The sequence below is a fragment of the Mucilaginibacter sp. A5337 genome, assembly GCF_059690695.1.
Map to the genome: position 1 here is coordinate 437,175 of NZ_JCAWEC010000002.1, position 22,930 is coordinate 460,104.

Consider the following 22,930-nt stretch of genomic DNA (forward strand, 5'->3'; position numbering starts at 1 on the left):
TTGATAATAAAAATTGGTTCGACTAATATAATTAAATCGATTTAGCAATTTATTATAATTTTTACTTTTTTTATGTTTAAGGAGTTGATGTGGTTGTGTTTTTATTTGAAGCTAACGGAGGGTAACTCTGTTCCTGGTTTTGATAGTAAAACAAACTAAATCTTAATGTTTTATTGAAATCACCTCATGAAAGTTATATTTGTTTAAACCTGCCAATTACATCTATGAAAAAAATAATCCTGCTCCTGCTCAGTTTTTATTTTATCAGCAACGGGGTAGCCCAAAACGCTGTCCAGCCCTTTATTATACAGGGAAAGCTTACCAATTCTGCTGAAAAGATGCTAAAGATCTTTTTTGAGGACGCTAACGGAAAACTTGTTATCGATACGATCAGGCTCAATGATATGGGCGAATTTTATTTAAAAACATACAAAATAGCCTGGCCGCAACGAACCAGTATCCAGCAAAATAATACGCAGATCAATCGCATCTATGTGGCTCCTGGTTATGATCTCCATATAACCGGCGATGCCGCCGATTATATCAGCCTGTCAAAAACTAAAAAGATCAGCGGCGTAGGCGGCGAAGTCAATCGATACCGGGTGAAATTAGATTCGATCCTGGTAGCACGGAATGACAAGACCGCATGGTATGATTTGAAGACAGATGAATTAATACAGTTCCTTAAAAAATCAAAAATGCTGGAAGATTCAGTATTAAATGTAGTGTTTAAGAAATCCGCAGTGGGGGATAAATACTCCAATACGTTTAAGAAAATGATTGATTTAGATAACCAAAGTTTAAACTTTTACATGCTGCTCCAGCATCTTGATTTGGTTAAATACAATGCTGCTCAGATGCGTGAACTGGTGGCGAAAAACACGCCGCCTGCATTCTCAAATGGCATATCGCATGATGAGTATTTATTATCTGAAGATTATAAATCATGGGTATTGCCACTTTACTACATTTATGAGCAACGCCTGGATTTGTTGCGTGATTCGGCTGCTGTAAAGAAACCTGGTTATACGCTTGGAAAAATCGAACAGCTTTTCACCGGAAAAGTCAGGGATTTTTACCTTAACCGCTATGTTGAAAAGAGAATTGGGGGCTCCAACTCTGTTGAACAGTTAAATGCTGTAAAAAAAGAAATGCAGGCATTTATCGATGCCATTAGCAGCGCCGCTTTAAAAACTAATCTTACCAATAATTTTATCGAGAAGAAGCAGCAGTTAATGCAGGTACAAATTGGTAAACCGGCTCCGGCGTTTACTTTACCCAGCGATCAGGGCAAGGTTTTTAGCCTGGCCGATTTTAAAGGAAAAGTTATCTATATTGATCTTTGGGCCAGTTGGTGCGGCCCATGTCGCCAGGAAATGCCCGCATATAAAAAACTGAGCGACAAATTTAAAACCAATCCGCAGGTGGCTTTTGTAAGTATTGCCGTACATGACGGAGAAAAGGAGTGGAGGAACGCCCTCAAAGAAGAAAAGCCTGATTGGCTGCAACTTTACGATAATGAGGGCACCGTGGCTCAGACGTACGTGGCCAATGCTATTCCAAAATATATACTCATTGATAAAGAAGGTAAAATGTTGAGCTTTGATGCCCCCGGCCCGGCTAACGCGCAGGCAGAACAACTGCTCAATGAGGCCGTAGCGAAGCAGTAACATGGTTTTACTTTTTCACACTCCTGGTTACCAAAAACAAGGCTAAAGCAGTTAATCCGATGGAAATAGTTGCGCTTTTAGATACCGCTCCTAAAATAGATACACTGCCTCCCGCTGCCATCGCGCCAAAAACGGCTACACCGATGGCGCCGGCTGTTTGTCTCGAAGTATTTAAAATAGCAGAAGCCGTGCCCGATAATGTTTTATCTACGCTTGATAAGATTCCGTTGGTCATGGCCGGTACAGCAAGCCCCATTCCCATCGGAATACTCAGAAAAGGTAGGAATAGCTGAATATAAGGTGTATGCTCATAGGCTATAAATAAGCCGGCAAACCCCACTGCAAACATAATTAACCCGGCAACAATGGGTTTGCGAATCCCGTAGCGGTTAATAATGCGACTGCTGATTACATTTGATATAACAAAACCTACTGTAAGCGGCAGGAATGCGAACCCGGCAATAAGGGAGGGATAGTTCAGTACCTTTTGCAAATAAAGGCTCAGTATAAAAACAGTACCGTAATATGAACCGTTTAAAACTGCACCCAATACCAATAGCGCATTAAATTGCCCGGATTTAAACAGGTGAAATGGCAGCATGGGGTGGGCGACCCTGCTTTCGATCCATAAAAAAATACCGAATAGTAGCACGCTTAATATGAGTCCGCCCCAGATTAAAGCATTACTGAACCCGAGTCTTGGTACTTCAATAATTACGCTGATTAATGTGGTGACCGATAGCATCCAGATGAGCTGCCCTGCTACGTCAAAGCTTTTTTTGTTTGTTTTTGCGGTTTGCTCCATTTTAAAGCTCAGGACATAGCCGATAATGCAAATGGGGATGTTAACAATAAAAATATAACGCCAGTTGCTAAACGCTATTAATAAACCGCCGATAGTAGGACCTGCTACCAGGGCCGAGCTTCCGGCTGCAGTCCATAAACCTACGGCGCGTGTGCGTAGCTGTGGTGTATGCGCAAATTGATGATTGAGCAGTGCAAGTGAGCTTGGAATCATCATAGCTGCGCCGACTCCCTGGGCTATCCTGAAAATGATAAGCGTAAGCGCATCCGGCGCCAAACCGCAGCCCGCCGATGCGATGCCGAAAACGATCAAGCCTATCTGGAAGATCTTTTTTGATCCCAAAAGATCGCTAAGGCTACCTGCCGACAGCATCAATACGGCAAAGGCCAATGTGTAGGCGTCAATTATCCATTGCAGAGTGCTGATGCCGGCATGGTACGCTTTTGCAATTTCGGGCAAAGCTATATTAACAATAGAAACATCAAGCTGGGCTACCACGAAGGCGAGGCTGGTAGTTAATACCGCCCAGCCAAAACCCGGAGTATTTGTACGTGTTTGCTGACTCATAGAAGCCGCCAAAGTTAAGGAACGCTTTTCACCGGGAATGGTACAATTCAACGGTTTGTAAGGGTTAATTGTTTATTGACCGTTGTGTGACTTATAGCGAAACAGGAATATCTAAATGTAAGGCCAGTTAGTGTGCTTTTTAAAGGAGCCTGTTTTAACAAATAAAATAACCTGAATATTCAGGTGGCATATCCTTATATTTGCCCCGATAAGTTCTTTACTTTACTTCATCAACCGGTATAGGTTTTACTTAATTGTAGATTAATAGGGAATCGTGTGCAAATCACGAACTGTCGCGCAACTGTAAGTAACACAAAAGGTTTTTGCCAATAATGCCCACTGTTCCGATAAATCGGGATGGGAAGGGCGGCAAAAATGTTACAAGTCAGGAGACCTGCCTAATACTGAATTGACGGTGCTTTCGCGGTATGAAGCTCTGGTCGGGGTTATGATTGCTTGCCTGTTCGGGATCATCCCGTTATAAGGGCGCGTACTCATATATTCTCTCCATTTTTACATATCACAAAACATTGCGAAGCTTAGCTGAAAGGGCTTTTAACCGATTTATTCATTTAATCAATTAAAAGAAATGCTAACGCAAAATTTAGGCTACCCGCGTATTGGTAGCCGGCGCGAATTAAAAAAAGTCTGCGAAAACTACTGGGCAGGCAAAACAGGATTAAAAAATGTGCTTACTGTTGGTAAATACATTAGGGAAGAAAACTGGTTGCTGCAAAAGGAAGCCGGGATTGACCTGATCCCGTCAAATGATTTTTCGTTTTATGACCAGGTGCTTGATCATTCCTTAACATTTGGTGCTATTCCCAAACGCTATCACGAGGTAATTCAACAAAAAGGCAATACAGAGCTCGATTTGTATTTTGCTATGGCGCGTGGCTATCAAAAAGAAGGTTTGGATATTGTGGCTATGGAAATGACCAAATGGTTTGATACCAATTACCATTACATAGTGCCCGAATTTTATAAAGATCAGCAGTTTAAACTTTTCTCAACCAAGGTTATTGATGAGTTTTATGAGGCTAAGCAATTGGGTATCATCAGTAAGCCGGTATTGCTTGGCCCGGTATCTTACCTGTTGTTAGGCAAAGAAAAGGAAGCAGGGTTTGACAGGATAGACCTTGTCAAAAATTTACTGCCTGTTTACTTTGATATTCTGAATAAACTTAAAGCTTTAGGTGTTGAATGGGTTCAGTTTGATGAACCATTTTTAGCGCTTGATTTAAGCGAAAAACAACAGCAGGCATTTAAAGATACCTACGCTCAGCTCAGGAAAGAGTTTCCTTTTCTGAAGATAGTACTGGCAACTTATTTTGAACGATTGGGAGATAACACGGCTTTAACAACTTCATCACCGGTTGATGCTTTACATATCGACCTGGTTCGTGCCCCACAGCAGTTGGATGATGTAATTGCGCATCTTCCTAAAAAAATCATCCTCTCTTTGGGCGTAGTTGATGGCCGCAACATCTGGAAGAACGACTTTATCAACTCGCTAGGCATTATAAACAATGCGAAAGATAAGCTGGGCGCCGACCGCGTTTGGGTTGCTCCTTCATGTTCATTGATCCATTCGCCATGCGACCTGCAAAGTGAAACCAACGAAGGGGTACTTACCTCCGAAATTAAACAATGGCTGGCCTTTGCCCGTCAAAAAGTTAATGAAGTGGTGCTGCTGAGTCGGTTATCGGAAGAAGTTGTCAGCGACAGCAGCCTGCACCAGCTCGCTAAAAACCGGGAGGCAAACGAGGCCCGGCGGATATCTCCGCTTATTCATGATGAGGTTGTTAAGCGCAGGGTAAGCACAATTACCGAGAGCGACGAACGGCGTATAAGCACTTTCGCCAATCGGAAAAAAGAACAGCAGCTTTTGCTTGATCTGCCGCTTTTTGCTACCACAACCATCGGCTCATTCCCGCAAACAACCGAGGTGCGCAGCTGGCGTGCGCGTTTAAAAAAGGGAGAGTTGACAGCGGTTGAATATGATGAGCTGATAGCACAGGAAACTGAAAAGGCGGTAAAATGGCAGGAGGAAATAGGTTTGGATGTACTGGTGCATGGCGAGTTTGAACGTAATGACATGGTTGAATACTTTGGCGAACAACTGGCTGGTTTTACTTTTACGCAAAACGGCTGGGTACAGAGCTATGGTAGCCGTTGTGTTAAGCCGCCTATTATTTATGGCGATGTATCAAGGCCAGAGGCAATGACCGTAAAATGGTCGGCCTATGCGCAGTCATTAACTTCGCAATGGATGAAGGGTATGTTAACCGGCCCGGTAACCATTTTGCAATGGTCGTTTGTACGTAATGATCGGCCACGTTCTGAAACTTGTACACAGATAGCTTTGGCTATTCGTGATGAAGTATGCGACTTGGAGAAGGCCGGCATCAAGATTATACAGATAGATGAACCTGCTATTCGCGAAGGCTTACCGCTTCGCAGGGATGACAGGGCAAATTACCTCGACTGGGCGGTTAAAGCTTTCCGGATTTCGGCAAGCGGCGTTCAGGATAGCACGCAGATCCATACACACATGTGCTATTCGGAGTTTAATGATATCATTAAAAATATTGCGGATATGGACGCTGATGTTATCACGATAGAAACCTCGCGCTCGCAAATGGAACTACTGGATGTTTTTGCCGATTTTAAATATCCTAATGAAATTGGCCCGGGTGTGTATGATATTCATTCGCCCCGCGTACCCAACAGGGAGGAGATGATTTATCTGCTTAAACGTGCGCAGGCTGTAATTCCTGATGCCCAGCTTTGGGTAAATCCCGATTGCGGTTTAAAAACCCGCGGTTGGGATGAAACTAAAAAGGCCTTAATAGAAATGGTGGAGGCTGCAAAATCCATCCGCGAAAGCGTAGTTAACAATGTAACTGCTTAAAACAATAAACTGCTGTGCCTTATTTGTAAGTGCACAGCAGTTTTATATATGTTATGGCAAACCATGAAAATAAACATTGCCCGCGGTGTAATATGCCTTTTGAATGCAAGGTTGGCAGTATTTTACTTTGTCAGTGCCAGGGTATCAACTTTACCGATCAGGAGCGTGACTATATCCGTTTAACCTACCCTGATTGCCTTTGCCGCAATTGTTTGATGGTTATGAAACGGGAGATCAGTACAACTCCGGCTCAGAAAAAAATGAGAACGATACTTGAAGCAATCAAAAAGGGCAAGCATTAACAAGATATTATAAAAGCTTGTTTTATGCTTTTTGCTTTCATGCAATTTTCCCTGCTTCAAATAGTTCATCCAAGCGGTTGTGCGAATCATTTACGCCCCGCTCCATACCCGATTGTAGCATGCCATCACGATCGGCCACAGATTGAAAGACCGACTGAACAGTTACCCTGGTTCTGTTGTTGGGTAACGCCTCAAATCTGGCAGTTTCAAGTGTAACATGGCCGCTTTCCGGCAATCCTTCAAATTCAAAGGTCTGGATGATGCGTTCAGGTGCGGTTACATCATGGATAACACCATGAAAGCCGTAATCATTACCGGCCGGATCGGTATGAATATAGCGGTAAGAGCCTCCGCTGCGGCAATCATATTTGTCTATACGCATTTTAAGCTCACGCGGGCCAAGCCATCTAACAATAAGCTCAGGATCAGTAAAAGCTCTGAAAACAAGTTCACGAGGTGCTTCAAATTCGCGGGTTATAAAAATCTCCTGTTTGCCAGGTTCTGCTTTAATGCCGGTTTGATTTTTTGTGGTGATCATGGTGTTTTTTATTTAGGTGATTGGTTAATCGTTATCGTAAGCTTCCTGTAAAAGTTTGATATTCATTTTGGTCATCTGCATCATTGCTGCCATAACCCTTTTGGCTTTTTCAGGATTCTCATTGTTGTAAAGTAGTTCGCTCATAACTTCAGGAACAATTTGCCAGGTAACGCCAAACTTATCGTCAAGCCAGCCGCATTGATTGGTTTTGCCGCCGCCGGCAGGTAAGGCTTCCCATAGGTAATCAATTTCTTCCTGTGTTTTGCAGTTAATGTAAAACGAAGTAGCGGGCGAAAAATTGAACATCGGTCCGCCATCTAACGCTAAAAATTGCTGGTCTTCTATCCGGAACGTGCCGACTATCATTTTACGACCGTTGCCTGGATCGGTAAGTGAGCTTACCTCACTTTCTGAGTTTTTAAATACCGAGGTGTAAAATTTCAATGCTTCTTCAAGGTTTCCGTTAAACCATAAAAAAGGGGTCACTTTCTGGGTTGCTTTAAATGTTGCCATGGTTTCTGTTGTTATTGGTGAAAATTTGTTGCTTTTGATATTTCAAAGTTACCAGCGCCGGTAATGGCCAATAGTGTGCAAAAACGACGAGATAAGGGGGCGATAGCGACAAATTGATTTTTATCCACGTGGCATTTTGCTCATATCCATGTGCAGCACATTCCAGCTGTGGCCATCAGGGTCAGTAAAGAGGCAGCCATACATCCAGCCATCCATTTCGCGGGGGCTATGGTTGCTTTTGCCGCCTGCTTCTATAGCTTTTTGTGCCAACTGGTCAACTTCTTCCTTGCTTTCGGCATCTATAGATAACAATACCTCAACTCCTTTGGCTGTATCGGCAAGGCCGCAATTTTCAACAAAGCCTTTAAAGGTAGGTTCATCAAAAAGCATAACGGTAACATCCTTTTCGCCAATCTGCATGGCTGCGGAATTTGGGCCATTACCGAATTGCGAATTAAACCGGAAGCCGAGTTTACTGAAAAACTCCTTTGATACATTTACATCTTTTACAGGCAGGTTGATCCAGAATTGCTTTGTCATAATTGATTATTTTAAAGGTTTATCATTGTTTTTTAGTTCTTCGAGCAGGTCATCAAGGGCTTCAAATTTTTCTTCCCAAACTTTGCGGTAGCGTTCTACCCATCGTGCTACTTCGTCAAGCTGTTTCAGGCGCGGCTCACAATATCTTTCGCGGCCCTGTTTTTTTATGGCGATAAGGCCACATTCGGTCAGGATTTTTATATGTTGAGATATAGCAGGACGGCTTACATCAAAATTATCCGCGATAGCGTTCAGGTTCATAGGTTTAAAAGCTATCAGGTTAATGATATCCCTGCGGGTTGGATCGGCAATGGCCTGGAAAACGTCTCGTCTCATCTAAATCGATATGATATGTAAGTAATTGCTTATAAATTTATATGTAAGTGATCGCTTACGCAAATTTTTCTGAATATTTTCTTTATAGATAAAGAAGGGGAGAAGTGAAGGGCAAATACATTTAAATATTCAGACTTGCTCAAGTGTCCAAAAATATCAGCGTAATGTTAACTCCGTTTAAAATTAAACATTTGATTATAAATATATTGCAAGTTTCTTATTTGAAAAGTGTTAACCCTGTTAACCCCTGTTTATACGCGTTTGCCCGGGGGGGAGAAGTAGCCCTCCTGCATGATTCTCAAAAAAATCATCATCTTTGTGGCTGATAAATATATCCTAACAATATGCTGTTTGAACAAATAAGCCAAAAGCCGTTCTTTATTCTGGGGCCCTGTGTAATGGAAAACCAGGAATTGCTATATACTGTTGCCGAAAAAGTTGCCGAAGCAGGGCAGAAGTACAATGTTCCGGTGGTTTTTAAATCATCGTTTGATAAAGCTAACCGTACTTCTATTCACTCGTACCGCGGACCGGGTCTGGAAAAAGGCATGGAAATGCTGATGAATGTTAAACAGCGTTTTGGTTTGCCGGTTACTACCGATATTCATGAACCCTTCCAGGCAGCGATTGTAGCCGAGGTTGCTGATATATTACAGATCCCTGCGTTTTTATGCCGCCAAACAGATTTATTGGTTGCGGCAGCTCAAACCGGTAAAATTGTCAATGTAAAAAAGGCCCAGTTCCTTTCCGGGCATGATATGTTTTATCCTGCTCAAAAGGTTATTGAAGCCGGCAATAACCAGGTAATATTAACCGAACGCGGTAATATGTATGGTTACAATAATTTGGCTGTTGATTTCAGAAATATTTACGATATGAAGGCTTTCGGTCATCCGGTTTGTATGGATTGCACCCATTCTGTACAGCGTCCGGGCGGCGCAGGCGGCAAAACCGGTGGCGACCGCACATTTGTGCCTATGATGGCGCTTGCCGCAAAAGCCTTTGGCGCTGATGGCTACTTTTTAGAAACACATCCCGATCCTGATAATGCCCTGAGCGATGGTCCTAACATGGTTAAATTACATGAACTGGATAAAGTTTTAGCTCCGTTGGTAGGATAGGTTTTTGTACGAGTGTTGGGATCTATGAAAGACATTGCAAAAAAGGTTTTTGATATTGAAATAGAATCGCTGCAGTATGTGGCCGGTTTAATTGATGACGAATTTGCGCGGGTTGTTGATGCCGTGCTTAAATCAACAGGTAAGCTGGTTGTTATCGGTATTGGTAAATCGGGGCTTATCGGTAAAAAGATAGCCGCAACACTGGCTAGCACGGGGACACCGAGTTTCTTTTTACACCCGGGCGAGGCGTTTCACGGTGATTTGGGTATGGTAAGCGCCAATGATGTTGTGCTGCTGATTTCTTATTCGGGCGAAACTGATGAGGTACTGAAACTGATACCTTATTTAAAATGGAATAAAAATGTGATGATAGGCATTACCGGTAATCCTTTATCAACGGTTGCCAAAAATTGCAGCTATCATCTTAATATAAAAGTTGAACGGGAAGCTTGCCCGCTTGAACTGGCGCCAACATCGTCAACTACCGCGGCGCTGGTTATGGGCGATGCCCTGGCTATAGCATTAATGGAATCACGAAACTTTCAGCAACATGATTTTGCCCGTTTTCATCCCGGGGGAAGCCTCGGTCGCAAATTGCTGGTAAAGGTAAAAGACCTGATGCGTACTGAAAAGCTGCCTTTTATTAATGAAGAAGCTTCATTTATGGATCTGCTGTTGCGCATGTCTGAAGGCAGATTGGGTATGGTTATGGTTGGCGATTCATCCCGGATCAAAGGCGTAGTGACAGATGGCGATCTTCGCAGGGCCCTGCTCAAACACCCGGATACCTCAACGTTAACCATAGCCGAAATTATGACTGTTAATCCTGTCATTATTGATGAGAATGAATTTGTAGGTTATGCCGAGCAATTAATGCTTGAAAAGAAAATAACCACTTTACTGGTTGGTTCTGCACATACCCGTTCAATAACAGGAGTTTATCAGATTTATACCGCTTAAAATCGCTTCAAGTTAGTTTTGATCACTTGCTGTTTGCATTGTAAGCATCAGATTTCGGTAATATTTGATTACCTTTACCGGTATCTATCATATCTACCGTGTTAAATTAAATGTCTGATCAATCAAATCCGATCACTAATAAATTTCAGGCTCCTGCAAATATTCATATTGCAATAATAGGTCTTGGCTATGTGGGATTGCCCCTCGCGGTTGAGTTTGCCAAAAAATATCCTGTAAAAGGTTTTGATATTAAACAAAGCAGGGTTGATGAACTGAACAATGCGTTTGACCGCACCCTTGAAACCAGTACCGATGAGTTGTCGTTGGTTTTAAGCTTAAAGGAGGAAGGTAAGGGATTAACTTTTACATCCCAGGTGACCGATATTACTTCGTGCAACGTTTATATCGTTTCGGTGCCTACACCTACTGATCAGCACAACCGACCTGATCTGAGCCTGCTCATTAAGGCAAGTAAATCAATTGCCAGTGTATTAAAGAGGGGAGATGTGGTTATTTATGAATCGACAGTTTACCCTGGTGTAACCGAAGAAGTTTGTGTGCCGGTTTTGCAGGCAGAATCGGGTTTACAATATAACAATGATTTTTTCGTGGGTTACTCACCAGAGCGTATAAATCCCGGCGACAAGGTTCATACGCTAACCAATATTTTAAAAGTTACTTCGGGCTCAACACCCGAAGCGGCCGATTTTATTGATGGTTTATATCAGTCAATTGTTAAAGCCGGGACCCATAAAGCCCCGGCTATTAAAGTTGCCGAAGCGTGCAAGGTGATAGAAAATTCACAGCGTGATATAAATATCGCCTTTGTAAATGAACTGGCTAAAATATTCAATATCATGAATATTGATACCCACGCTGTATTAGCTGCTGCCGGTACCAAATGGAATTTTCTGAACTTTAAACCGGGCCTTGTAGGAGGACACTGTACAGGAGTTGATCCATATTACCTTGCAGCAAAAGCTCAGCAAATGGGATATCACCCGGAAATTATCCTGGCAGGGCGAAGGCTTAATGATGGTATGGGTAGTTATGTGGCCCTTGAAGTTATCAAGCTGATGGTAAAGAATGATATCGCGGTTAAAAACTCAAGGATCCTGGTACTCGGGTTTACTTTTAAAGAAAATTGCCCTGACGTTCGCAACACAAGAGTAATTGATATCATCAGAGGTTTTGATGGCTTTGACGCAGTTTGTGAAATATACGATCCATGGGCCGACCCAAGTGAAGTAAAAAGGGAATACGGTATTTCTACGCTGAAAAACTATCAGGAGTTAAGCGGTAATTATGATGCTATTGTTATGGCTGTGGCACATCAGGAGTTTTATAATATCGACTATAATGGTTTAAAGCATACACCATCATCCGTAATTTATGACATTAAAGGCATTTTAAACAAGGATGTTGTAAATGGACGGTTGTAAATGTTGTTTTTACAGTTATTTTTTCACACAAAATTCATATTTTTCTCTCTGTTAACAGAGAATTCATTTTGAATAAATTTCTTAATTTTTAATTTTGTGGCTGTGGCAATAATACATTCGTAACGGTGTCTTCATTTAATTATGACATTGTTATTTATAAATAATTATAGTAATTTTAGCAGGGTTGCATACTACATAAGCACATATACATGATTCACAGATACGCTACTTTTATTAAAGCAGTGAACCTTACCATCGATTATATTATACTTAATATGAGCATGGTAATTTCTTACTTCATCGAAGACAGGTCATACATCTTTTGGATAAACAACAGGAAATACCTGCCTATTGTATTGGTTTTTAACCTTATCTGGCTGCTGTCAGCAAACATTACCGGCTTGTATGAACATGTACTTAATAAAGATTCAATAAAAACTTATCGCGGCGTAATTAAAACCTATTTGCTGTTTGTAAGCTTTATCTGTTTCACTATCATTATATTAATAGGAACCAATGCTTATTTTATAACGCGTGAATATCTCTTTTATTCGCTGGCATTGTTTGGCTTTTTGCTTGGTTTATGGAAGTTGATATTCCTTACCATCCGTAAAAGCGACCGTTCTTCACTTATCGATACACGTACGGTTATCATTATTGGCGGAGGCCGGATCGGATTGGATCTTTATAGCTTCTTTAAACAAAACCCTGAGCGTGGTTACAACCTTGTAGGTTTTTTTGATGACGGGATTGATACTGTTTTGGATAAAAATCTTTATTTAGGTGGCACCAATGATTGTATAAGCTATGTACTTAACAACAAGGTTGACGAAATATTTTGTACTCTTCCCAATTCCGAAGCAGATAAAATAGAGCAGTTGATGCTTGATGCTGATAAAAACCTGATCAGGTTCAAGTTTGTACCTGAGTATTACGATTATGCTAAAAAGCCAACGTTTATACAAAGTTTTGGTCATATTCCCATTATATCCGTAAGGCCCGAACCTTTGGAGAATATGCTTAACCGTTCTATCAAACGCTTATTTGACATTTGTTTTTCGATATTTGTTATTCTGTTTATTTTTAGCTGGCTTTTCCCTATTCTGGCCATTATTATAAAACTTGAATCAAAAGGTCCTATATTCTTCGTTCAGGAGCGTTCTGGCAGGGATAACAAGCCTTTTAAATGCTATAAATTCCGCAGCATGAGGGTTAATCATGATTCGGATAAGAAACAGGCTACACGCGGCGATTCACGTATAACTAAGTCTGGGGCTTTTATCCGCAAAACCAGTATCGACGAACTGCCGCAGTTTTTTAATGTAATATTGGGCAATATGTCTATTGTTGGGCCAAGGCCGCATATGATAAGCCACACTCAACAGTATTCACAGCTCATTGATACCTTTATGGTAAGGCATTTCCTTAAACCGGGCATTACCGGATGGGCGCAGGTGTCGGGCCTAAGGGGCGAAACCCAAACCACGCAGGCTATGCTTGAACGCGTTGAAGCCGACGTTTGGTATCTTGAAAACTGGTCGTTCCTGTTGGATATGAAAATTATATTCTTAACCGTGTGGAACGTGTTTAAAGGCGAAAAGAACGCGTTTTAATATGCCGGTATTCCGGGATCAGCTACATCGCGAGGTTAAACTTCGCGGGGTGCCTGAGCGGATCATTTCTATTGTACCCTCCCAAACAGAATTGCTCTTTTACCTTGGCTTAGATGCCAGGGTAATTGGCGTTACTAAGTTTTGCATTCATCCTGCAGAAAAGGTTAATTCAGTTACCAAAATAGGAGGGACCAAGCAACTTGATATTGAAAAAATCCGGTTGCTGAAACCTGATTTAATAATTGCCAATAAGGAAGAGAATGACCGCTTCCAGGTAGAAGAATTAATGAATATTTGCCCGGTATGGATCAGCGATATTTTTGACCTGGATTCGGCCTTACAAATGATTAGCAGCATTGGCGACATTACTGGCAGGTCAGAGCTGGCAAACGATCTCTGTAAGGAAATAAGTCATCTTTTTAACGATATACAGCTTACTCCAATCAGGCTGAAGGTTGCTTACCTCATCTGGCGTAAACCCTATATGCTTGCCGGCAAAGGAACCTTCATTGATTGCATGCTGCAAATATGCGGGCTGAATAATGTAATCGATGCTGAGCGTTATCCGGAAATTGATGCGGATACCTTGATTGCTACCAAGCCGGATCTTGTTTTTCTTTCATCTGAGCCATATCCATTTGTTCAAAAACATATAGAGGAGTTTAAGGTAATGCTACCGGATGCCAGGGTGGTTTTGGTTGATGGTGAAATGTTTTCCTGGTATGGCAGCAGACTTTTGCATGCACCAATGTACTTTAAGCAACTGTTGGATGAGGTGATAAAAAATTAATCCCTACTAAATGAGCATGATAGCAAAAAAATGAAAATTATGTTTTTAAGTATAATATTAAACGCTATCTTTGCAGCCTGTTAAAACAGAAACGCGGAAGTGGCGTAATTGGTAGCCGCACCAGACTTAGGATCTGGCGCTTCACGGCGTGGGGGTTCGAGTCCCTTCTTCCGCACTAAAAAGGTAAAAGCCCCTTTAAAGTAATTTAAAGGGGCTTGTTTTTGTTTAAACATACCATGTTTGCTCATGGATAATTATGTCTTCCAACCTAAAATACCTGCATAATATATTTTTTCGGCGGATTTCCACTGCATGCCGGGACCATAATTTGGTTTGAAATAATGATGAGTTTGTTTTTGTACGGTAGTATAGCATAGTATGTCATAATCGTACTATTAGTGTACGCTTGCGGAACAGCCCATTATTCGTTCGGGATAAGATATATTGCTCATTATTAATGTTATAGAGTTTTAGCATGGATGTTACGATTAAATTCACGTAATATATATTGACGCTGAAATTATTGAAAAGCACCCTACATATTAAAGATCTTACAAGTCATGCAGTGGATCTCGATCTGCGTGTTTCCACACAGGTTGATGCAATCGGCAACCCGGGAAAACATTATCATGAGTGCACTAACCTTGTCTTTATACTTGAGGGGAGATGCCTTGAAAAGAGACAATTTCAAAGCTTTGAACGAAGGGCTGCTGATTTAGCATTTTTGCATGCAGGTGAGATGCACGAGACCACTTTTACCGCTTTCCCCACACGATATATTTCCCTTGAAATCAAACCCGAGGTTTTCGCGGAAAATAATATTGATGAGAATACAGTTTTAAATATCATCAAAAGATCTCCGGATGCTAAGTTTCTGATGCTAAAGATTTATGCGGAGTTATTATATCAGGATGATCTTTCAGCCAACTCAATCAAGATGCTGTTCTTACAATTTGCTTCCCTTTCGCAGATAGCCGGCCATACCAGGACACTACCCGCATGGGTTACCATAGTGTACGAATTGCTAAATGATAAATGGAACGAAAATAATACTCTAAAACAATTGTCGGAGATTTCCGGGGTAAATCCTGTCACCATATCTAAGCATTTCCCTCATTATTTTGCATGCACGCTTGGAAACTATGTGCGTAAGCTAAGAGTAGAACGTGCGTTATCAATGATGAAGAATGAGAATATTTCTCTGACTGAAGTCGCACATTCCTGCAATTTTTCGGATCAAAGCCATTTTATCCGAAAATTTAAAGATTATACCGGACTAATACCAAAGCATTACCGAAAACTTTAAGCACAGGGCTATATAAGGCAAATTTCGTTCTATTTTCCCGCTTTTCTGAGAATTACATTTGAAGAAACTAATTTTAATATGAAGTATATCATCACCATACTGTTCTTGTTTTATCAACTAATTGGTTTTGCAGTTGCACAACAATTCAAAGTGAGCTATTCCTCATCAGCATTCAAGGGACCGTTCACCGGTAGTGTTATATTGTATCTTTCAAAAAAGGCAACCGAGCCTAAGAATGAGCTATATGAACCTTGTTACCGGCGGATTGTAAAAGATATCAAACCCGGTGCAGCTGTTATTTTTGACGATATAGCTATTGCTCACCCTGTGCCTTAAGTAAGCTTGAGCGTGGTATTTATTATGTACAGGCTGTTTGGGACAGAGACCTGGGCGGACGAAATATTGGAACAAGCCCGGGTAATCTGTATAGCAAAAGCGTGCAGGTTAATTTCGACAATGATGGAACTCAGATAATCCGTTTGGTATGTGATCAGGTGGTACCTCAACTTGTTTTTGTGAACAGCACTTATGTAAAGGAGCTTAAGGCTCCATCTAAGTTGCTGAGTAAATTCAGTCACAGATCGATGACTGTTGACGGAGCTGTCATTCTGCCTAAGCAATATTTCAGCGAAAAAGAAAGAAAATTTCCTGTTGTGTTTATGATTAACGGTTACGGTAGTGATTACCACCATTATTCCAAAGAAAATGGCGACACGCTTGCTGCTTTCCCAATTGATACTGTCGCCTGCATAAAGGTGTTTCTGGATGGTAATTGCCGTTTGGGCCACAGTGTTTATGCCAACAGCGAGAATACAGGGCCCTGGGCCGACGCATTGACAGGCGAATTTATTCCATTGCTCGAAAAAGAATACCGTTGTAATGGCGCTTTCCTGGCTAAAGGCCATAGCAGTGGCGGGTGGGCATACTTGTGGTTGCAAATACATTACCCTAAGTTATTTGCCGGGATCAATGCCAGTGCGCCCGACCCAGTCGATTTTCGATCATGCGTAAAAGTGAATAAGTATGCAGGAGAGCCAACGAAAAATTATAAATACGATTATGAAGAAGTGATTTATCGCGGCGAACAGGGAATTTCTTTTGATGCGGTTTACGGACCGCGCGACAAAAATGGACAGGTAAAACGTTTATATGACTATACCACAGGTAAAATGCGACTGGATGTGTTGGAACACTGGAAACGGTATGATATATCGCTTTATCTCAGAAAAAACTGGTATGGGTTGAAGAACGACTTGCGGGATAAAATACGGATATCGGTGGGTAACGAGGATACCTACTCTTTAAATCTTCCTGTGCATCTGTTGGAAAATGAGATGAAAAAGATCAATGCCACCATCGCCTTTGCGTATTATCCGGGCGATCATTTTTCCGTATCTACTCCCGCGTACCGGCACGACCAGGACCAATGGCTGAAGGAAAAATATCAGGAGTGGTTAAAGCAGCATGAAAAATAGATGCGGTTGTTCTTTGGTTTCAGATGGGTGCCTCAAACAGAAACTGTATCACGAAATCTCAAAATGTTCGATAAAAGAAATATCAATAATTGAGTTAACAAATACGTCCATTTTTACCGAAGGTCCTTGAAGCTGCCACGTTAAAAACATATAGTCGCCGTCTTTTACTCTTTTAATCATCTTGAATTTCAATTTATGAGCTTTCATCATATTTTCGCATAACATGATGCCATTTGCCGGGATCGGGCATTTAATGTAAAACGTTTTGGATTGATTATAATAGTCTATTTTCTTTTGAAAAAAAGGAAGTACGGCAAGTATAAACAAGATCATTATACTGGCACACGCGGCCGCTAAATAGTAACCGGCGCCAATACCCATCCCCACTGCCGCAACCGCCCATATAGTAGCTGCCGTGGTTATGCCATTAACCCGGTTTTCGCCTCTGAAAATAACACCGGCACCAAGGAAGCCAATACCGGTAACAACGTTTGAAGCGATCCTGTCTGCATTATTGGGCGCACCAATAGCTGTTGACATCAATGTGAAAAAACAAGCGCCAAAAGATATCATAATGGTGGTACGGAAACCAGCCGCTTTGCCGTGATATTCTCTTTCGGCGCCTACAAGTCCGCCCCACAACAAGGCCAGCAAAAACCTGATCAGAATTTCTATATCAAAAGTCATAAATTCAATTACACTGATTATAATCGAATATATGATTTTTATAAATAGTTGAACAGCGGATTTTCGTTGTGTATGTGATGAGGTAAGAGGCGGATGTCATCTGATGTAATACAAGACGGTGTTTTGCGGCGATATGGGATATGGCTTAGGCAGACTTCATTATTCCGATAAATCCTAATAGAACATGTGGTTTTTATCTTGTGAGGTCTGATCCATATCTAAAAAAATAAAGCAGGATGTCATGGAACGTCCTGCTTTATTTTTAACCCTCGTATGTTTTCGGGATTCGTTTTCCCGAATTTACGTAATAGCTGTTTGAGATTGTATTTTATTTGCCCTTAAGCTGCACCATTACCTTTATGGTTTGGAAAATTATGCTTAAATCGTTATTAAAGTTAATGTTCTTTAAATAAATAAGATCATAACGAATTCTGTCCCGCATCTCCTGAACGTTTTCTGCATAGCCGTAGTTTACCTGACCTATGGATGTAAGACCGGGCTTAAGCTTAAATAGCTTTTTATAATTAGGCGATTCTTCTATAAGCTGCTCGATAAAATACTGCCGCTCCGGCCTTGGCCCAACAATAGACATGTCTCCTTTTAAAACATTCCAAAACTGTGGCAATTCATCTAAGCGGGATTTACGTAAAAACAAGCCCCATTTAGTAATCCTTGGGTCTTTATCTTTTGATAGTAAGGGAACAGCCTGTTCAGAGTTCACGTACATGCTTCTGAACTTATACATGCTGAAAGGTTTGTGATTCCTGCCAATTCTTTCCTGGCGATAAAAAACCGGGCCTTTTGAAGTTAGCTTGGTTATTATGGCTAATACAATGAACACGGGAAGTCCCGGGATCATTACAAGAAGCGAGAACAAAATATCAAAGCAACGTTTAAATAAAATAATTTTAAGGCTGATTTCAATAGATGAAGAAATTTGTATTACCGGCAAGTTTTCATAATTGACAATGCTGGCATAGCTGTTATCGAGCACAAGATCCGATACCAATTTGATTTTTATGGAATGCTGGTCGCCCAGGTTTACCAGCTTATTCAATAAAAGCTGATCCATAAATTTGTAGCATATAAATGCTTCATCAGGCCCGGCATCGAGTATTTTATCGAATAATACGTCGTGAGGCATGCTTTCAATCATTTCTTCAGGTATAGTGGTGATGAAATTGTATCCATATTCCGGATGCCGTGAAAATGATTTTTTTACCCTATTAACGATGTCTGCATTCCCAATAATTATAACGTGCTTAATGTTATATCCTTTTTTTCGAATATAATCGAGTGTGAAAAAGATCAAAGATCGTTGTACTACTATGAAGATGAAAAACAAAAGATAGGTGCAAAACATCACCATCCTGCTTACCTCATAAAGTTTAAAGAAATACACTATGCCCAGAACCATTACAAGATGGTACACTATAGAGGACATGAATTTGCTTAAATTGTCACTTAATATGAGCGGCCTTTTTATAGTGTAGTTTTTAGTCACCGAAGCAATAGTGATCCAGGTTAGATTAACTAATAATAAAAAGTCGGTTGACTGTATTTCGTACGAATAAAACGTAAATATAAGTAAATGAGCACATTGAAGTGCGATATTTAATAGTATTAAGTCACATAAAAATGTGAATGGTTGAAGTAATTTTGAGTAGCGCATTTGCGATCAGGGTTAAGTTATGCAAATATAATAATTTTACTAAAACGAATTGTTTTTTAAAATAAAATCAATGTTTGTTAAACTTAATTACGGGGACTACATCTGAAACGCTACAGTTGTAAACTAATTATTTTATATTTTATTTTGTATTTTTTGATTAATGTAGCTAATTAGCTCATTTTTAAATCTATTTGTTGAAAAAGAAGATGCGTGTCGGGTGATTTCTTTATAATTAAATAATGATATGTTAACCTCGAAAGTTTCGACGGCTTCTTTAATAGCTTCTGCAGACTGCTCATAAAAGAATATTCCTGTTTTGTTTTCGACAACGCTTTCCAACGCGCCGCCTTTACCAAAGGCAATCACCGGGGTGCCACAAGCCTGGGCTTCAACAGGTAAAATACCAAAATCTTCTTCGGCGGCAAATACAAAGGCTTTAGCTTCGGCGAGATATTTTTTAAGCACATCAAAGGATTGATAACCAAGTAATATTGTATTTGGGGCTGCTAATTTGCTCACCTTTTTGAAATCTGGCCCCTCACCAATCACATATAATTTTTTGTCAGGCATTTGAGCAAATGCCTGTACAATCAGATCAATTTTTTTGTAAGGAACAAATCTCGAACAGGTAACATAGTAATCTTTTTTCTCATAAACAGGTAAAAAGTCTTCAGTAGCTACATTTGGATATATAACCCTGCTTTGCCGCCCGTAAACCTTTTTAATTCGCTTTGCTATATAATTTGAATTAGCAATGAAATGATCAACGCGGTTGGTGCTTATGATATCCCATATCCTGATGCGGTGCAGTAGATATTTTGCTATGAATCCTTTCAAACCTTTATCCAACCCCGATTCTTTCAAATACTGGTGGTGTAAGTCCCATGCATAACGTATCGGCGAATGGCAATAGCAAACATGGATTTGGTTGGAGTTGGTTAAAGCTCCTTTGACAACGGCGTGCGAAGATGATATGATCAAATCATAGTCCGACAGATCAAATTGTTCGATTGCCAAAGGAAACAAAGGTAAATATGCTCTGTATTTGGTTTTGGCGAATGGCAATTTCTGAATAAAGGAAGTTGTAACTTTATGGCCGGAAAGGCCAAGCTTCGCGATAGTTTCGTCGCGGGCTACCAATGTGAAAATATCTGCATCGGGATACAATGCAGCAATTTCTTTGAAAACATTTTCAGAGCCACCAATTACGGTAAGCCATTCGTGTACTAATGCAACTTTCATTAATTAGTCGTTACGTAAATTTAAAACTGGGAATTACAATAAATATATTTATAGACTAATCATGTCTTTTGCTGTGGGTTAAATAGAAGTGCTTATGCAATTCTGCGATATTGCTCCAGCTTAATTTTTTTATATAGCTTTTCGATAAGCTGATTTTTGATTGCCACTTTTGTAAAAGAACATTATTAGATGATTCATCCAGCACCTTTATAAGTTCATCAGGTGACGACGTGAAAACAACTAAATCCGAAATTTCGGCAGTTGTATGCGCCCCTTTTGTTGTGAAAACTAACATGTCATTTGCCAGAGCTGCCAATAATGATCCCCTGCGCTCAGATACACCATCCGGGAAAGGCATGTATGAAATTAAATGACTCGATAATATATTGCTAATGTCATGTTCCGGTAGATTGATTTGCCACTCCAAAGAATCTGCTGAAACGGTCGATAAAGAATGAAAATATGATTCAAACTTTGGAAGAACCTGGCCAACAATCAAAACTTTGTATTGCAACCTGTTTTTTTTAATAAGTTCAGCCAACTTTAAAACATCTTCGAGCCCTTTGTTTGGCCTAATTTGACCAAATGAAACTATGGTCGTTATGTCTTTGGGTTGCAAATAATCTTTGTTTGAATTTACAATGTTAGAGCCAATAGGAATGACATTGTCTCTTTCGAACTTACTCCACGGAAAAAGTTTCTTGAACTTAAGCTTTTCAAATTGGTTAGTAAAAATCACACTCGATCTTATTGAAAAAGGGAACAACGAAAGTTTTCTTAAGATATGCGCCTGTATTACTTCATGAATTGTTACAATAGTTTTAAACCGCAAACTTAGTAATTGAGGAACAAGGCTTGCTCCATAGCCAACAGAAGGATATTGAATATGTATAAAATCAGGATTGATATTAATAATCCGGTGAACAATTTTAAAATATTGAGTGACTGACCAGTCTAAATTAGCAAGCACCTCAACCTCAACGGATAGTTTTTTAAGGGCGAAAGCCAGTTTTTCCGTATAGTCACCAATACCACAGGATTCAGGAGGGAAAGTACCGCTAATTAATAATACTTTCATGATTTTACGTTGTAAGTGGTTATGATTGCCAGGCCGCTTATAAGCCAAAATGTACCAAAAATGAAAGTAAATGTGTTAATCATATTGCCAAAAACTATCGTGCAAAAAGAAATGGTTATAGCTGTGTTAATTGCCGCAGTTTGGTTATCTGAAGCCTTTATACGGGATTTGTTTACAAGTATCGTTATTAGAAACCCTGTAAAAAAGAAGAAGCCGACAATGCCGGTATTCGACAAAATTTTAACAAATAAATCAAAAGATGTTACCGACGCCCAGCCAGCACCTAAAATGGGGTGATTTAAAAATGTATTCCAGGCGTCTAATATAGAATTTAGTCTTTCGAGCCCGGAATAAGAATCACCTTTTTCAAAGAGCATTTTATCAATAATGTCCTTAAATAAGCTGTATACACCAAATATAGCAACAGGCGCCAAGACAATTGATGAAATAAATAACAAGGCTTTTCTTTTAATACTTAAATCTTTAAAATAGAAATATAACGATAAAAAGCTTAAAAAGGCGAGACATAAGATGCCACTGGAAGATGTAGTTCTTATAGTAAAAATATAAAGCAGAACTACAAAGCTTAAGTCTATCCATTTATTGAAAATGTAAGCTCTTTTTATGATCGAGAACAAATAAATAGGGATAATAACAACTACACTTTGTACCATAACCGATGGCTCAATACCAACAGAAGAAATTCTTTTTAACTCTGCTGTTGAGTCGGCAAAAAATTTATAGCCTGCAGCGTTGCCGTTATAACTATTATTAAATAAAAAAGCGGGGTAATCAATGTTAGCCGCATTACAGTATAACTCTAAAAATCCCCAAATAACGACAAAAAATATAGAAATTGAATATATTTTTAAAGTGCGTAAATAATTGATTTTTAATCTGTTATGGGTATATATACCGATCGTAAAAATCGCACCAAATAATAAATAAACGTACTGTGAAATATTTCTGGGTGAAAATGAAATTGCTTCATTTAGTCCTAAGCCACCGGTAACATTACCTTTTTCATCTCCGTCGATAATTATTGGTATTGCTAATGATACAAAAGCAACTAAAATAAAGCCTATAAGCATCATTATTGACCTTAATTCAATTTTATTAATGGAACTACTATTTTTAATACCCCTTACTTTGGAAAAAAACAAAGTTGCTAACCATAATGCTCCTAAAAACATAAATGGTTGAACAGCACTTCCTGTACCTTCTTCTCCAAAATTTAAAACAGCAGTTGCAGAAAAAGGAACAAAAAAGATTGTCAATTCATAAAGTAGTTCCTTGCGAAATACCAGTGCGTAACACGCAAGGAGAATTATAACAATACCGGTTCCCGTAACACTCATA

21 protein-coding genes, 1 tRNA gene and 1 riboswitch are annotated in these 22,930 nt (G+C 40.0%); of the genes, 12 read left to right on the forward strand and 10 right to left on the reverse strand.

Annotation, left to right across the window (positions count from 1 at the left end; genetic code table 11):
- Nucleotides 1-224: 224 nt before the first annotated feature.
- Nucleotides 225-1,670, forward strand: coding sequence for a TlpA family protein disulfide reductase (locus AC59JO_RS06715; protein ID WP_497304277.1), 1,446 nt, complete (start codon nt 225-227; stop codon nt 1,668-1,670).
- Nucleotides 1,671-1,677: 7 nt separating this feature from the next.
- Here the strand turns inward: AC59JO_RS06715 and AC59JO_RS06720 are convergent, their stop codons facing one another.
- Nucleotides 1,678-3,042, reverse strand: a complete 1,365-nt coding sequence (locus AC59JO_RS06720; protein WP_497304279.1) for an MFS transporter — start codon at nt 3,040-3,042, stop codon at nt 1,678-1,680.
- A gap of 224 nt (nt 3,043-3,266) precedes the next feature.
- A riboswitch (cobalamin riboswitch) is annotated at nt 3,267-3,459 on the forward strand.
- A gap of 172 nt (nt 3,460-3,631) precedes the next feature.
- Here AC59JO_RS06720 and metE point away from each other — a divergent pair.
- The gene (metE, locus tag AC59JO_RS06725) at nt 3,632-5,956 is read left to right on the forward strand and encodes a 5-methyltetrahydropteroyltriglutamate--homocysteine S-methyltransferase (protein WP_497304281.1); all 2,325 of its coding nucleotides are present in this window, start codon (nt 3,632-3,634) and stop codon (nt 5,954-5,956) included.
- 53 nt (nt 5,957-6,009) lie between these two features.
- Nucleotides 6,010-6,258: a cysteine-rich CWC family protein gene (locus AC59JO_RS06730; RefSeq protein WP_413668220.1), complete on the forward strand. Its 249-nt coding sequence runs from the start codon at nt 6,010-6,012 to the stop codon at nt 6,256-6,258.
- Between the two features lie 37 nt (nt 6,259-6,295).
- Here AC59JO_RS06730 and AC59JO_RS06735 read toward each other — a convergent pair whose 3' ends face one another.
- The 4 genes from AC59JO_RS06735 to AC59JO_RS06750 form a co-directional block, all read right to left on the reverse strand.
- Nucleotides 6,296-6,796, reverse strand: coding sequence for an SRPBCC family protein (locus AC59JO_RS06735; protein ID WP_413668219.1), 501 nt, complete (start codon nt 6,794-6,796; stop codon nt 6,296-6,298).
- 24 nt (nt 6,797-6,820) lie between these two features.
- Nucleotides 6,821-7,309 carry a VOC family protein gene (locus AC59JO_RS06740; protein WP_413668218.1) on the reverse strand — a complete coding sequence of 163 codons (489 nt, stop codon included), beginning with the start codon at nt 7,307-7,309 and terminating at the stop codon, nt 6,821-6,823.
- Between the two features lie 120 nt (nt 7,310-7,429).
- Nucleotides 7,430-7,849 (reverse strand): VOC family protein, encoded by a 420-nt coding sequence (locus AC59JO_RS06745; protein WP_413668217.1) that lies wholly within the window; start codon nt 7,847-7,849, stop codon nt 7,430-7,432.
- 6 nt (nt 7,850-7,855) lie between these two features.
- The gene (locus AC59JO_RS06750) at nt 7,856-8,185 is read right to left on the reverse strand and encodes an ArsR/SmtB family transcription factor (protein ID WP_413668216.1); all 330 of its coding nucleotides are present in this window, start codon (nt 8,183-8,185) and stop codon (nt 7,856-7,858) included.
- Between the two features lie 344 nt (nt 8,186-8,529).
- Here AC59JO_RS06750 and kdsA point away from each other — a divergent pair, with 344 nt between their 5' ends.
- The 9 genes from kdsA (at nt 8,530) to AC59JO_RS06795 (ending at nt 16,892) form a co-directional block, all read left to right on the forward strand.
- On the forward strand, nt 8,530-9,306 hold the full coding sequence (gene kdsA, locus AC59JO_RS06755; protein WP_413668215.1) for a 3-deoxy-8-phosphooctulonate synthase: 777 nt from the start codon (nt 8,530-8,532) through the stop codon (nt 9,304-9,306).
- A gap of 24 nt (nt 9,307-9,330) precedes the next feature.
- The gene (locus tag AC59JO_RS06760; protein WP_497304285.1) at nt 9,331-10,266 is read left to right on the forward strand and encodes a KpsF/GutQ family sugar-phosphate isomerase; all 936 of its coding nucleotides are present in this window, start codon (nt 9,331-9,333) and stop codon (nt 10,264-10,266) included.
- Between the two features lie 110 nt (nt 10,267-10,376).
- Nucleotides 10,377-11,708: a nucleotide sugar dehydrogenase gene (locus AC59JO_RS06765; protein WP_497304287.1), complete on the forward strand. Its 1,332-nt coding sequence runs from the start codon at nt 10,377-10,379 to the stop codon at nt 11,706-11,708.
- A gap of 209 nt (nt 11,709-11,917) precedes the next feature.
- A complete protein-coding gene (locus AC59JO_RS06770; protein WP_413668212.1) occupies nt 11,918-13,321 on the forward strand; it encodes an undecaprenyl-phosphate glucose phosphotransferase in 1,404 nt (467 codons plus the stop codon).
- Nucleotide 13,322: 1 nt separating this feature from the next.
- Nucleotides 13,323-14,111 (forward strand): helical backbone metal receptor, encoded by a 789-nt coding sequence (locus tag AC59JO_RS06775; RefSeq protein ID WP_413668211.1) that lies wholly within the window; start codon nt 13,323-13,325, stop codon nt 14,109-14,111.
- Between the two features lie 93 nt (nt 14,112-14,204).
- Nucleotides 14,205-14,286, forward strand: a tRNA-Leu gene (locus AC59JO_RS06780).
- 348 nt (nt 14,287-14,634) lie between these two features.
- Nucleotides 14,635-15,417, forward strand: a complete 783-nt coding sequence (locus AC59JO_RS06785) for a helix-turn-helix transcriptional regulator (protein WP_497304289.1) — start codon at nt 14,635-14,637, stop codon at nt 15,415-15,417.
- Between the two features lie 78 nt (nt 15,418-15,495).
- Nucleotides 15,496-15,753 (forward strand): hypothetical protein, encoded by a 258-nt coding sequence (locus tag AC59JO_RS06790; protein WP_497304291.1) that lies wholly within the window; start codon nt 15,496-15,498, stop codon nt 15,751-15,753.
- 101 nt (nt 15,754-15,854) lie between these two features.
- Entirely contained in the window at nt 15,855-16,892 is a 1,038-nt protein-coding gene (locus AC59JO_RS06795) for an alpha/beta hydrolase-fold protein (protein ID WP_497304293.1), read from the forward strand.
- Between the two features lie 48 nt (nt 16,893-16,940).
- On the opposite strand, the gene AC59JO_RS06800 is transcribed toward AC59JO_RS06795, so the two are convergent.
- The 5 genes from AC59JO_RS06800 to AC59JO_RS06820 form a co-directional block, all read right to left on the reverse strand.
- A complete protein-coding gene (locus tag AC59JO_RS06800; protein ID WP_413668208.1) occupies nt 16,941-17,579 on the reverse strand; it encodes an MgtC/SapB family protein in 639 nt (212 codons plus the stop codon).
- A 328-nt stretch (nt 17,580-17,907) separates the two neighbouring features.
- A complete protein-coding gene (locus tag AC59JO_RS06805; RefSeq protein ID WP_497304295.1) occupies nt 17,908-19,251 on the reverse strand; it encodes a sugar transferase in 1,344 nt (447 codons plus the stop codon).
- A gap of 132 nt (nt 19,252-19,383) precedes the next feature.
- Entirely contained in the window at nt 19,384-20,493 is a 1,110-nt protein-coding gene (locus AC59JO_RS06810) for a glycosyltransferase family 4 protein (protein WP_497304297.1), read from the reverse strand.
- 55 nt (nt 20,494-20,548) lie between these two features.
- The gene (locus AC59JO_RS06815; protein WP_497304299.1) at nt 20,549-21,571 is read right to left on the reverse strand and encodes a glycosyltransferase; all 1,023 of its coding nucleotides are present in this window, start codon (nt 21,569-21,571) and stop codon (nt 20,549-20,551) included.
- Entirely contained in the window at nt 21,568-22,929 is a 1,362-nt protein-coding gene (locus tag AC59JO_RS06820; RefSeq protein WP_497304301.1) for an O-antigen ligase family protein, read from the reverse strand. The genes AC59JO_RS06815 and AC59JO_RS06820 overlap by 4 nt, the downstream gene beginning before the upstream one ends.
- Nucleotide 22,930: the final 1 nt, after the last annotated feature.

Coding starts and splice junctions, on each gene's coding strand:
- AC59JO_RS06735 (WP_413668219.1), bottom strand. CDS start 6,796: ATGATCACCACAAAAAATCAAACCGGCATTAAAGCAGAACCTGGCAAA.
- AC59JO_RS06720 (WP_497304279.1), bottom strand. CDS start 3,042: ATGAGTCAGCAAACACGTACAAATACTCCGGGTTTTGGCTGGGCGGTA.
- AC59JO_RS06740 (WP_413668218.1), bottom strand. CDS start 7,309: ATGGCAACATTTAAAGCAACCCAGAAAGTGACCCCTTTTTTATGGTTT.
- AC59JO_RS06810 (WP_497304297.1), bottom strand. CDS start 20,493: ATGAAAGTTGCATTAGTACACGAATGGCTTACCGTAATTGGTGGCTCT.
- AC59JO_RS06730 (WP_413668220.1), top strand. CDS start 6,010: ATGGCAAACCATGAAAATAAACATTGCCCGCGGTGTAATATGCCTTTT.
- AC59JO_RS06815 (WP_497304299.1), bottom strand. CDS start 21,571: ATGAAAGTATTATTAATTAGCGGTACTTTCCCTCCTGAATCCTGTGGT.
- AC59JO_RS06800 (WP_413668208.1), bottom strand. CDS start 17,579: ATGACTTTTGATATAGAAATTCTGATCAGGTTTTTGCTGGCCTTGTTG.
- AC59JO_RS06790 (WP_497304291.1), top strand. CDS start 15,496: ATGAAGTATATCATCACCATACTGTTCTTGTTTTATCAACTAATTGGT.
- AC59JO_RS06745 (WP_413668217.1), bottom strand. CDS start 7,849: ATGACAAAGCAATTCTGGATCAACCTGCCTGTAAAAGATGTAAATGTA.
- metE (WP_497304281.1), top strand. CDS start 3,632: ATGCTAACGCAAAATTTAGGCTACCCGCGTATTGGTAGCCGGCGCGAA.
- AC59JO_RS06750 (WP_413668216.1), bottom strand. CDS start 8,185: ATGAGACGAGACGTTTTCCAGGCCATTGCCGATCCAACCCGCAGGGAT.
- AC59JO_RS06715 (WP_497304277.1), top strand. CDS start 225: ATGAAAAAAATAATCCTGCTCCTGCTCAGTTTTTATTTTATCAGCAAC.
- AC59JO_RS06765 (WP_497304287.1), top strand. CDS start 10,377: ATGTCTGATCAATCAAATCCGATCACTAATAAATTTCAGGCTCCTGCA.
- kdsA (WP_413668215.1), top strand. CDS start 8,530: ATGCTGTTTGAACAAATAAGCCAAAAGCCGTTCTTTATTCTGGGGCCC.
- AC59JO_RS06805 (WP_497304295.1), bottom strand. CDS start 19,251: ATGCGCTACTCAAAATTACTTCAACCATTCACATTTTTATGTGACTTA.
- AC59JO_RS06775 (WP_413668211.1), top strand. CDS start 13,323: ATGCCGGTATTCCGGGATCAGCTACATCGCGAGGTTAAACTTCGCGGG.
- AC59JO_RS06820 (WP_497304301.1), bottom strand. CDS start 22,929: ATGAGTGTTACGGGAACCGGTATTGTTATAATTCTCCTTGCGTGTTAC.
- AC59JO_RS06770 (WP_413668212.1), top strand. CDS start 11,918: ATGATTCACAGATACGCTACTTTTATTAAAGCAGTGAACCTTACCATC.
- AC59JO_RS06760 (WP_497304285.1), top strand. CDS start 9,331: ATGAAAGACATTGCAAAAAAGGTTTTTGATATTGAAATAGAATCGCTG.